The 8,641-nt window shown below is 44.2% G+C and carries 18 protein-coding genes; all 18 read right to left on the reverse strand.

Annotated elements, in window-relative coordinates; translation table 11 throughout:
- Window positions 1-31: 31 nt before the first annotated feature.
- A complete protein-coding gene (gene rpsN / locus PROVRUST_RS17935; protein ID WP_004265458.1) occupies window positions 32-337 on the reverse strand; it encodes a 30S ribosomal protein S14 in 306 nt (101 codons plus the stop codon).
- A gap of 12 nt (window positions 338-349) precedes the next feature.
- Window positions 350-889, reverse strand: a complete 540-nt coding sequence (rplE, locus tag PROVRUST_RS17940; RefSeq protein WP_006816328.1) for a 50S ribosomal protein L5 — start codon at window positions 887-889, stop codon at window positions 350-352.
- A 15-nt stretch (window positions 890-904) separates the two neighbouring features.
- Window positions 905-1,219: a 50S ribosomal protein L24 gene (gene rplX, locus PROVRUST_RS17945; RefSeq protein WP_006816330.1), complete on the reverse strand. Its 315-nt coding sequence runs from the start codon at window positions 1,217-1,219 to the stop codon at window positions 905-907.
- Between the two features lie 11 nt (window positions 1,220-1,230).
- The gene (gene rplN / locus PROVRUST_RS17950; RefSeq protein WP_004265449.1) at window positions 1,231-1,602 is read right to left on the reverse strand and encodes a 50S ribosomal protein L14; all 372 of its coding nucleotides are present in this window, start codon (window positions 1,600-1,602) and stop codon (window positions 1,231-1,233) included.
- A gap of 176 nt (window positions 1,603-1,778) precedes the next feature.
- Window positions 1,779-2,033 (reverse strand): 30S ribosomal protein S17, encoded by a 255-nt coding sequence (rpsQ, locus tag PROVRUST_RS17955; protein ID WP_006657018.1) that lies wholly within the window; start codon window positions 2,031-2,033, stop codon window positions 1,779-1,781.
- Window positions 2,033-2,224 carry a 50S ribosomal protein L29 gene (rpmC, locus tag PROVRUST_RS17960; protein WP_006816331.1) on the reverse strand — a complete coding sequence of 64 codons (192 nt, stop codon included), beginning with the start codon at window positions 2,222-2,224 and terminating at the stop codon, window positions 2,033-2,035. Before rpmC ends, rpsQ begins: the two co-directional genes overlap by 1 nt.
- Window positions 2,224-2,634 carry a 50S ribosomal protein L16 gene (rplP, locus tag PROVRUST_RS17965; RefSeq protein ID WP_004926449.1) on the reverse strand — a complete coding sequence of 137 codons (411 nt, stop codon included), beginning with the start codon at window positions 2,632-2,634 and terminating at the stop codon, window positions 2,224-2,226. The genes rpmC and rplP overlap by 1 nt, the downstream gene beginning before the upstream one ends.
- 11 nt (window positions 2,635-2,645) lie before the next feature.
- Window positions 2,646-3,347, reverse strand: coding sequence for a 30S ribosomal protein S3 (gene rpsC, locus PROVRUST_RS17970; RefSeq protein ID WP_004907131.1), 702 nt, complete (start codon window positions 3,345-3,347; stop codon window positions 2,646-2,648).
- Between the two features lie 17 nt (window positions 3,348-3,364).
- A complete protein-coding gene (gene rplV, locus PROVRUST_RS17975; protein WP_006816332.1) occupies window positions 3,365-3,697 on the reverse strand; it encodes a 50S ribosomal protein L22 in 333 nt (110 codons plus the stop codon).
- A 15-nt stretch (window positions 3,698-3,712) separates the two neighbouring features.
- On the reverse strand, window positions 3,713-3,991 hold the full coding sequence (gene rpsS, locus PROVRUST_RS17980) for a 30S ribosomal protein S19 (protein WP_004265426.1): 279 nt from the start codon (window positions 3,989-3,991) through the stop codon (window positions 3,713-3,715).
- Window positions 3,992-4,005: 14 nt separating this feature from the next.
- Window positions 4,006-4,830 (reverse strand): 50S ribosomal protein L2, encoded by an 825-nt coding sequence (rplB, locus tag PROVRUST_RS17985; RefSeq protein ID WP_006816333.1) that lies wholly within the window; start codon window positions 4,828-4,830, stop codon window positions 4,006-4,008.
- A gap of 19 nt (window positions 4,831-4,849) precedes the next feature.
- Window positions 4,850-5,152, reverse strand: coding sequence for a 50S ribosomal protein L23 (gene rplW / locus PROVRUST_RS17990; RefSeq protein WP_006657015.1), 303 nt, complete (start codon window positions 5,150-5,152; stop codon window positions 4,850-4,852).
- A complete protein-coding gene (gene rplD / locus PROVRUST_RS17995) occupies window positions 5,149-5,754 on the reverse strand; it encodes a 50S ribosomal protein L4 (protein ID WP_006816334.1) in 606 nt (201 codons plus the stop codon). The genes rplW and rplD overlap by 4 nt, the downstream gene beginning before the upstream one ends.
- 16 nt (window positions 5,755-5,770) lie before the next feature.
- Window positions 5,771-6,400, reverse strand: coding sequence for a 50S ribosomal protein L3 (rplC, locus tag PROVRUST_RS18000; protein WP_006816335.1), 630 nt, complete (start codon window positions 6,398-6,400; stop codon window positions 5,771-5,773).
- Window positions 6,401-6,432: 32 nt separating this feature from the next.
- Window positions 6,433-6,744 carry a 30S ribosomal protein S10 gene (gene rpsJ / locus PROVRUST_RS18005; RefSeq protein WP_001181005.1) on the reverse strand — a complete coding sequence of 104 codons (312 nt, stop codon included), beginning with the start codon at window positions 6,742-6,744 and terminating at the stop codon, window positions 6,433-6,435.
- 338 nt (window positions 6,745-7,082) lie between these two features.
- Window positions 7,083-7,556: a bacterioferritin gene (gene bfr, locus PROVRUST_RS18010; protein ID WP_006816336.1), complete on the reverse strand. Its 474-nt coding sequence runs from the start codon at window positions 7,554-7,556 to the stop codon at window positions 7,083-7,085.
- A 122-nt stretch (window positions 7,557-7,678) separates the two neighbouring features.
- Entirely contained in the window at window positions 7,679-7,879 is a 201-nt protein-coding gene (bfd, locus tag PROVRUST_RS18015) for a bacterioferritin-associated ferredoxin (protein WP_006816337.1), read from the reverse strand.
- A 188-nt stretch (window positions 7,880-8,067) separates the two neighbouring features.
- Window positions 8,068-8,641, reverse strand: a 574-nt coding sequence (locus PROVRUST_RS18020; protein ID WP_006816338.1) for an EF-Tu C-terminal domain-related protein, incomplete at its 5' end; no start/stop codon positions are given.

An 8,641-nucleotide genomic window follows, 5' to 3' on the forward strand; every position in this document is an offset into this window, starting at 1 on the left:
TCTTTACTCCCGTGATTCAATATGGTGACAATTACCAACTAGCCTTTTTAAGGCCCGGGATTTCACCGCGCATAGCGGCTTCACGGACTTTAATACGGCTCAGACCAAATTTCCGCAGAAAACCATGCGGACGCCCAGTTTGACGGCAGCGGTTACGCTGACGAGAAGGACTTGAATCACGTGGCAGTGTTTGCAGCTTGAGAACAGCGTCCCAGCGATCTTCATCAGATGCTTTAACATCAGAGATGATAGCTTTCAGTTCTACGCGTTTCGCGAAGAATTTCTCAGCTAATTTAGCACGCTTAACATCACGCGCTTTCATAGATTTCTTAGCCATGAGTACCCTGCCTTACTTGCGGAACGGGAAGTTGAACGCTGCTAATAGTGCGCGACCTTCGTCATCTGATTTCGCAGTAGTGGTGATAGTAATATCTAAACCACGTACACGATCCACTTTATCGTAATCGATTTCAGGGAAGATGATTTGTTCACGTACACCCATGCTGTAGTTACCACGACCATCGAAAGACTTAGCAGGCAAGCCGCGGAAGTCACGAATACGTGGAACAGCAATAGAAATCAGTCGCTCGAGGAACTCCCACATGCGTTCGCCACGCAGAGTTACTTTACAGCCGATTGGATAGCCCTGACGGATTTTGAAGCCTGCAACAGATTTGCGTGCTTTGGTGATCAGTGGTTTTTGACCAGAGATTGCTGTTAAGTCAGCTGCTGCATTATCCAGCAGTTTTTTATCAGCGATCGCTTCACCAACACCCATATTCAGGGTGATCTTCTCGACCCGAGGGACTTGCATGACAGAAGTGTAGTTAAACTCAGTCATGAGCTTATTAACTACTTCGTCTTTATAGTAATCATGCAGTTTCGCCATCGTATACTCCAAAAATTACTTGATAGTTTCACTGTTAGATTTAAAGAAACGGACTTTTTTCCCGTCTTCAAATCTAAAGCCTACACGGTCAGCCTTACCAGTTGCCGTGTTAAAGATTGCAACGTTAGAAACTTGAATAGCCGCTTCTTTTTCAACGATGCCACCTGGTTGATTCAGAGCCGGTACAGGCTTCTGATGTTTTTTAACCAGATTGATACCTTCAACAATAACTTTACTAGAAGAAATAACCTGTTTTACTTTACCGCGCTTACCTTTGTCTTTCCCAGTTAGCACGATAACTTCGTCATCACGACGGATTTTCGCTGCCATAGTTTCGCTCCTTAGAGTACTTCAGGTGCCAGAGAGATAATTTTCATAAACTTCTCGTTACGAAGTTCACGAGTTACCGGCCCAAAAATACGCGTACCGATTACTTGCTCGCTGTTATTATTTAATAACACACAAGCATTACCATCGAAGCGAATGACAGAACCGTCAGGGCGACGTACACCCTTCTTGGTGCGCACCACTACCGCTTTCAGGACATCACCCTTTTTAACTTTACCGCGTGGAATTGCTTCTTTGACAGTAATTTTAATGATGTCGCCTACATGTGCATAGCGACGGTGCGAGCCACCTAGAACCTTGATACACATTACGCGACGTGCACCGGAGTTGTCGGCCACGTTCAGCATAGTCTGTTCTTGGATCATTTTAGTGCTCCGCTAAATGTCAACTACTACTGAGCCACCTCATTATGAAGAGGCCGTTCAAATATACCCATACTACGAGGGCGCGGCATTATAACACCACATCTTCGTGTTGGACAGAAAAAAATAAACGGCCCGAACAAAAAGAGCCGTTTATTTATCACGAAAAATCTATTCTATTACAGAACAGCTTTTTCTACAACGCGAACTAAGGCCCAAGACTTAGTCTTAGACAGTGGACGAGTTTCGCGGATTTCTACCACGTCACCAATTCCACATTCATTGTTCTCGTCATGTACGTGCAATTTAGTCGTACGACGGATGAATTTACCATACAGAGGGTGTTTCACCATACGCTCGATAGCAACAACAATAGATTTCTCCATTTTGTCACTAACTACACGACCTTGCAGAGTACGGATTTTATCGTTCATTACGCACCTGCCTTCTCAGTTAGTAAAGTCTTCACACGTGCGATATCACGACGCACTTGTTTCATTAGATGAGACTGTTGCAGCTGACCACTTGCAACTTGCATACGTAAATTAAATTGTTCACGTAACAGGTTCAAAAGTTCAGCGTTCAGCTCTTCTACGCTTTTTTCGCGCAGCTCTTGTGCTTTCATTACATCACCGTCTTAGTTACAAAGGTGGTTTTGATAGGCAGTTTCGCTGCTGCCAGAGAGAATGCTTCACGAGCCAGCTCTTCAGGCACACCGTCCATTTCATACAGGACTTTACCAGGCTGAATTAAGGCAACCCAATATTCTACGTTACCTTTACCTTTACCCATACGAACTTCGAGTGGCTTTTCAGTGATTGGCTTGTCTGGGAATACTCGGATCCAGATTTTACCTTGACGCTTAACAGCACGGGTCATAGCACGACGTGCCGCTTCGATCTGACGTGCAGTCAGACGACCACGGCCAACAGCTTTAAGACCGAAAGTGCCGAAGCTAACATCCGTACCTTGCGCCAGACCACGGTTGCGGCCTTTATGCACCTTACGGAATTTTGTACGCTTTGGTTGTAACATAGCGACGCTCCTTACTTGCGGCCTTTACGCTGCTGCTTTTTAGGTTGAGCAGCTGGTTTCTCAGCTTGTTCAACCGCAGCCATACCACCCAGAATCTCACCTTTGAAGATCCATACCTTAACGCCGAGAACACCATAAGTGGTGTGCGCTTCTGAAGTGTTGTAATCGATATCAGCACGTAATGTGTGCAGTGGCACACGGCCTTCACGATACCACTCGGTACGAGCGATTTCAGCACCGCCTAAACGGCCACTGACTTCAACTTTAATACCTTTAGCGCCCAGACGCATTGCATTCTGTACAGCACGCTTCATAGCACGACGGAACATAACACGACGTTCCAGCTGAGAAGAGATGCTGTCAGCAACTAATTTTGCGTCCAGTTCTGGTTTACGAACTTCGGCGATATTGATTTGCGCAGGAACACCAGCGATATCCGCTACTGTTTTACGCAGTTTTTCAACGTCTTCACCTTTCTTACCGATAACGATACCTGGGCGAGCAGTGTGAATAGTCACACGGATGCTTTTAGCAGGACGCTCGATTACGATGCGTGAAATTGACGCTTTTGCCAATTCTTTATTCAAGTACTGGCGTACTTTAAAATCGCTGTCTAGGTTGTCAGCGAATTCATTAGTATTCGCATACCAAGTAGAGTTCCAAGGTTTGACAATACCCAGGCGAATACCATTAGGATGTACTTTCTGACCCATTGCTAGTCTCCAGAGTCTCAGCGATCGGACACAACCACAGTGATGTGGCTGGTGCGCTTAAGAATACGATCTGCACGGCCTTTCGCACGCGGCATGATGCGTTTCATAGTTGGACCTTCGTCTACGAAAATTTTCGCAACTTTCAGATCATCAATGTCAGCGCCATCGTTTTGCTCTGCGTTAGCAATTGCAGACTCAAGTACTTTCTTTACTAAACCAGCAGCTTTCTTGTTGGTGTAGGCCAGAATTTCCAGAGCTTGCGACACTTTCTTACCGCGAATCAGGTCGGCAACTAAGCGAACCTTCTGGGCAGAAGAACGAGCGTGGCGATGCATAGCTAAAGTTTCCATCTCTTCCTCCTATCCTTAACGTTTCTTAGCTTTCTTATCTGCCGCATGGCCGCGATAAGTGCGAGTCGGTGCGAATTCACCCAGTTTGTGACCAACCATTTCGTCGGTTACGAATACTGGAACATGCTGACGACCATTATGGACAGCGATGGTCAATCCGATCATATTAGGAAAGATCGTTGAACGACGGGACCAAGTCTTGAGAGGCTTCTTGTCTCCGCTTTCCACCGCTTTCTCTACCTTCTTCAGCAAGTGCAGGTCAATAAAAGGACCTTTCTTGAGAGAACGTGGCATGGCTTATCCTCTAATTATTTTTTAGAACGATGACGTACGATGAATTGATCAGTACGCTTGTTGCTACGAGTTTTCTTACCTTTGGTCTGAACGCCCCATGGTGTTACAGGGTGTTTACCAAAGTTACGGCCTTCACCACCACCATGTGGATGGTCTACTGGGTTCATCGCAGTACCGCGAACGGTAGGACGAATACCACGCCAGCGACTAGCACCAGCTTTACCGAGAACACGTAACATATGTTCAGCGTTACCGACTTCACCTAAGGTTGCACGGCAATCCGCTAAAACTTTACGCATTTCACCAGAACGCAAACGCAGGGTGACATAAGCACCATCACGAGCAACGATCTGAGCGTAAGTACCTGCTGAACGCGCTAACTGTCCACCTTTACCTGGTTTCAGTTCGATATTATGAACTGTAGAACCAACGGGGATGTTGCGCATTGGCAGTGCGTTACCTGCTTTGATTGCTGAATCAACACCAGATTGAATCTGGTCACCAGCTTTCAAGCCTTTTGGTGCAAGAATATAACGACGTTCACCGTCTTTATATAAAACCAGTGCGATGTTCGCAGAACGGTTTGGATCATACTCCAAACGCTCAACAACTGCAGGGATACCATCTTTGTTGCGTTTAAAATCAACTAAACGGTAATGCTGCTTGTGACCACCACCGATATGACGGGTAGTGATACGACCATTGTTGTTACGACCACCAGACTTGCTCATTTTTTCTAACAGTGGTGCATAAGGTTTTCCCTTATGCAGCTCTGGGTTAACCACTTTAACAACGTGGCGACGGCCCGGAGACGTAGGTTTACATTTAACAACTGCCATTGTTCTTTACTCCTCCGACTTACTCTGCGCCGCTAACGAAGTCCAGATTCTGGCCTTCTTTCAGCGTAACGTAAGCTTTTTTCCAGTCACTACGACGACCAGAACGCTGACCGTGGCGTTTAGTTTTGCCTTTAACCAGCAAAGTGTTAACACCTTCAACTTCAACTTCAAACAGTTTCTGTACAGCAGCTTTGATTTCTGCTTTAGTCGCGTCTTTCGCAACTTTGAGAACGATGGTATTACTTTTTTCCATCGCTGTAGAAGCTTTTTCAGATACATGCGGCGCGCGCAGTACTTGTAGCAGACGTTCTTCACGGATCATGCCAGCATCTCCTCAACTTGCTTCACAGCATCAGCAGTCATAACCACTTTGTCGAAAGCAATCAGGCTAACTGGGTCAATACCAGCTGCATCACGTACGTCAACCTTGTACAGGTTACGTGCTGCTAAAAACAGATTTTCATCTAATTCAGCAGTGATGATCAGTACATCTTCCAGAGCCATATCTTTCAGTTTCTGTGCTAGCAGCTTAGTTTTAGGCGCTTCTACAGAAAACTTCTCGACAACGATCAGACGATCTTGACGTACCAATTCAGATAAAATGCTTTTTAAAGCACCACGGTACATCTTTTTATTAACTTTTTGACTGTGGTCCTGTGGTTTAGCTGCAAAGCTAACACCACCAGAGCGCCAAATTGGGCTCTTGGCTGAACCAGCACGAGCACGACCAGTACCCTTTTGACGCCATGGTTTTTTACCTGAACCAGAAACTTCAGCACGAGTTTTCTGAGCACGAGTACCTTGACGAGCACCAGCTGCATATGCAACCACTACTTGGTGAACAAGCGCTTCATTGAAATCACGCCCGAAGGTAGTTTCGGAAACAGTCAGCGCGCTTTGCGCGTCTTTCATTACCAATTCCATTCCTATCTCCTCGACGTTAAGCCTTGACAGCCGGTTTTACGATCAGGTTGCTACCAGTTGCTCCTGGAACAGCACCTTTGACCAGCAGCAGGTTGCGCTCAGCGTCAACACGTACTACATCTAAGCTTTGAACGGTTACACGCTCATTACCTAGTTGGCCTGCCATTTTCTTGCCTTTGAACACTTTGCCCGGAGTCTGGTTCTGACCGATAGAACCCGGAACACGGTGAGACAAGGAGTTACCGTGAGTAGCATCTTGAGTACGGAAATTCCAGCGCTTAACTGTGCCGGCAAAACCTTTACCTTTAGATGTACCAGTAACGTCGACTTTTTTAACGTCAGCGAAAATTTCAACGCTAATGCTTTCACCTGCTTTAAACTCAGTACCTTCTTCAGTACGGAATTCACGCAGTATACGGCCAGCTTCAACGCCAGCTTTAGCGAAATGACCTGCTTCAGGCTTAGTTACACGGTTAGCTTTTTTGCTACCAGTAGTAACCTGAATTGCATTGTAACCGTCAGTTTCTGCAGTTTTGACCTGAGTAACGCGGTTATTTTCAATTTCGATAACAGTTACGGGAATAGAAACGCCATCTTCAGTGAAGATACGAGTCATACCTACTTTCTTACCGACTAAACCAATCATTGTTTCAACCTCTCAATCGTTCGACGACCTGATTAACCCAGGCTGATCTGCACGTCAACACCGGCAGCCAGATCCAGACGCATCAGAGCATCAACGGTCTTTTCGGTTGGCTCAACGATGTCAACCAGACGCTTGTGAGTGCGAATTTCGTACTGATCACGCGCATCTTTATTAACGTGCGGAGAAATCAGAACGGTAAAACGCTCTTTACGTGTCGGTAGCGGGATAGGACCACGAACTTGCGCACCAGTGCGCTTAGCAGTCTCTACGATTTCCGCAGTTGATTGATCGATTAAACGATGATCAAAAGCTTTAAGGCGGATACGGATTCTTTGGTTCTGCATGAGACCAGAGCTCCAACTATTTTATAAACGTAAATGACTACTCCTCACACCCATTTCGATTGATGGGGGAGTGTAATCGTTCTTGATGTAACTCCCATATCGGAAGTATTGTCTAAATGAGCAACAAATCGTTAACTCAATACTGAGCTTTCAGTCCTAAAGTCTAGGGCCTACTCATCAGTAAGCCCGCGTATTATACGTATTTTATTATGAAACGCAAGTAATCGGAGAAAATATGTGCGAATTTTCTGATGGTCATCCGTAGATAGAAAAAAGGCTCATCTCTGAGCCTTTTTCCATTTATATGAATATCTGAATATCTGAATATCTGATGACAATTATTCTTCAGTGACTTGAGCTTGGAGATAATTTTGTATACCTAAACGTTTTATTAGTTCCACTTGTGTTTCAATCCAATCTATATGATTTTCTTCATCAGCAAGTATATCTATCATTAAATCACGACTAACATAATCATGAATAGAATCGGCATAGCTAATGGCCTCTTTTAAATTTTTAGCGCCATCAAGTTCAAGTTTTAAATCTGAAGCAAGCATCTCTTCCACATCTTCACCAATATTTAACTTTCCTAGATCTTGAAGATTTGGAATACCTTCAAGAAAAAGGATTCGCTCAATGTATTTATCTGCATGTTTCATTTCATCGATGGATTCGTGATATTCCATCTCATTCAATTTAGTTAGACCCCAATTTTTAAACATACGAGCGTGTAAAAAGTATTGGTTGATTGCAACTAGCTCATTGCCCAATAATTTATTTAAATGGGCTATCATTTTTTTATCGCCTTTCATTTTTATTCTCCATCGCTTCCAGTTCTTTAAGTGTAGTACTGAAATCGATGATTTGAATATTATTTACACAGCAACCGTAGTAAATGCAATTTGATTTAGTTGAAACAGATAATCGGATAGCTCTATGCTACGTGTTCAACACAGAGTTCATTGAGGTGGGTTAATTCTTCTTGTAGAATTTCACAAGTTTGTCGAAGACATTTTCCACATTCTCGACCAACAGGTAAAATTTGGCGCAAACCTTTTAGAGAGGTGACTTGATTTTTTCTCACCGTATTTCTAATTTGTTTATCAGTGATCGCTTCACAAAGGCATACATACATGATCATTTACCTGCATAAATAACATACAGCAAGTTTAAATGAAAATGATTGGCATTTCAATTAGCATTATTAATAAGACTTCTATTCTAAAAAATATAAGTAAAAATAAAAATCAAATACTCAAAAACAAAAAGGACGCCCTAGGACGTCCTTTTTTAGTGGTTCTTTCTTATTCAGAAAGAGCGGTATTATGCAATGATTTTTGCAACAACACCCGCACCTACAGTACGACCACCTTCACGGATTGCGAAACGTAAACCATCATCCATCGCGATTGGGTGAATCAGTGTCACGATCATGTTGATGTTGTCGCCTGGCATTACCATCTCTACGCCTTCTGGCAGTTCGATAGTACCGGTTACGTCAGTTGTACGGAAGTAGAACTGTGGACGGTAGCCTTTGAAGAATGGAGTATGACGACCACCTTCATCTTTGCTCAGAATATAAACTTCTGATTCAAAAGTAGTGTGTGGCTTGATTGAACCTGGTTTAGCCAGTACTTGACCACGTTGAATTTCTTCACGCTTAGTACCACGCAGTAAAACACCAACGTTCTCACCAGCACGACCTTCGTCAAGCAGTTTACGGAACATTTCAACGCCAGTACAAGTTGTTTTAACTGTGTCTTGGATACCAACGATTTCAACTTCTTCACCAACTTTAACGATACCACGCTCAACACGGCCTGTTACTACTGTACCACGACCAGAGATTGAGAATACGTCTTCGATTGGCAGCAGGAATGGACGGTCAATTGCGCGC

This window comes from Providencia rustigianii DSM 4541, assembly GCF_000156395.1.
GTDB lineage: Bacteria > Pseudomonadota > Gammaproteobacteria > Enterobacterales > Enterobacteriaceae > Providencia > Providencia rustigianii.

Coding starts and splice junctions, on each gene's coding strand:
- rpsN (WP_004265458.1), bottom strand. CDS start 337: ATGGCTAAGAAATCTATGAAAGCGCGTGATGTTAAGCGTGCTAAATTA.
- rplE (WP_006816328.1), bottom strand. CDS start 889: ATGGCGAAACTGCATGATTACTATAAAGACGAAGTAGTTAATAAGCTC.
- rplX (WP_006816330.1), bottom strand. CDS start 1,219: ATGGCAGCGAAAATCCGTCGTGATGACGAAGTTATCGTGCTAACTGGG.
- rplN (WP_004265449.1), bottom strand. CDS start 1,602: ATGATCCAAGAACAGACTATGCTGAACGTGGCCGACAACTCCGGTGCA.
- rpsQ (WP_006657018.1), bottom strand. CDS start 2,033: ATGAACGATAAAATCCGTACTCTGCAAGGTCGTGTAGTTAGTGACAAA.
- rpmC (WP_006816331.1), bottom strand. CDS start 2,224: ATGAAAGCACAAGAGCTGCGCGAAAAAAGCGTAGAAGAGCTGAACGCT.
- rplP (WP_004926449.1), bottom strand. CDS start 2,634: ATGTTACAACCAAAGCGTACAAAATTCCGTAAGGTGCATAAAGGCCGC.
- rpsC (WP_004907131.1), bottom strand. CDS start 3,347: ATGGGTCAGAAAGTACATCCTAATGGTATTCGCCTGGGTATTGTCAAA.
- rplV (WP_006816332.1), bottom strand. CDS start 3,697: ATGGAAACTTTAGCTATGCATCGCCACGCTCGTTCTTCTGCCCAGAAG.
- rpsS (WP_004265426.1), bottom strand. CDS start 3,991: ATGCCACGTTCTCTCAAGAAAGGTCCTTTTATTGACCTGCACTTGCTG.
- rplB (WP_006816333.1), bottom strand. CDS start 4,830: ATGGCAGTTGTTAAATGTAAACCTACGTCTCCGGGCCGTCGCCACGTT.
- rplW (WP_006657015.1), bottom strand. CDS start 5,152: ATGATCCGTGAAGAACGTCTGCTACAAGTACTGCGCGCGCCGCATGTA.
- rplD (WP_006816334.1), bottom strand. CDS start 5,754: ATGGAATTGGTAATGAAAGACGCGCAAAGCGCGCTGACTGTTTCCGAA.
- rplC (WP_006816335.1), bottom strand. CDS start 6,400: ATGATTGGTTTAGTCGGTAAGAAAGTAGGTATGACTCGTATCTTCACT.
- rpsJ (WP_001181005.1), bottom strand. CDS start 6,744: ATGCAGAACCAAAGAATCCGTATCCGCCTTAAAGCTTTTGATCATCGT.
- bfr (WP_006816336.1), bottom strand. CDS start 7,556: ATGAAAGGCGATAAAAAAATGATAGCCCATTTAAATAAATTATTGGGC.
- bfd (WP_006816337.1), bottom strand. CDS start 7,879: ATGTATGTATGCCTTTGTGAAGCGATCACTGATAAACAAATTAGAAAT.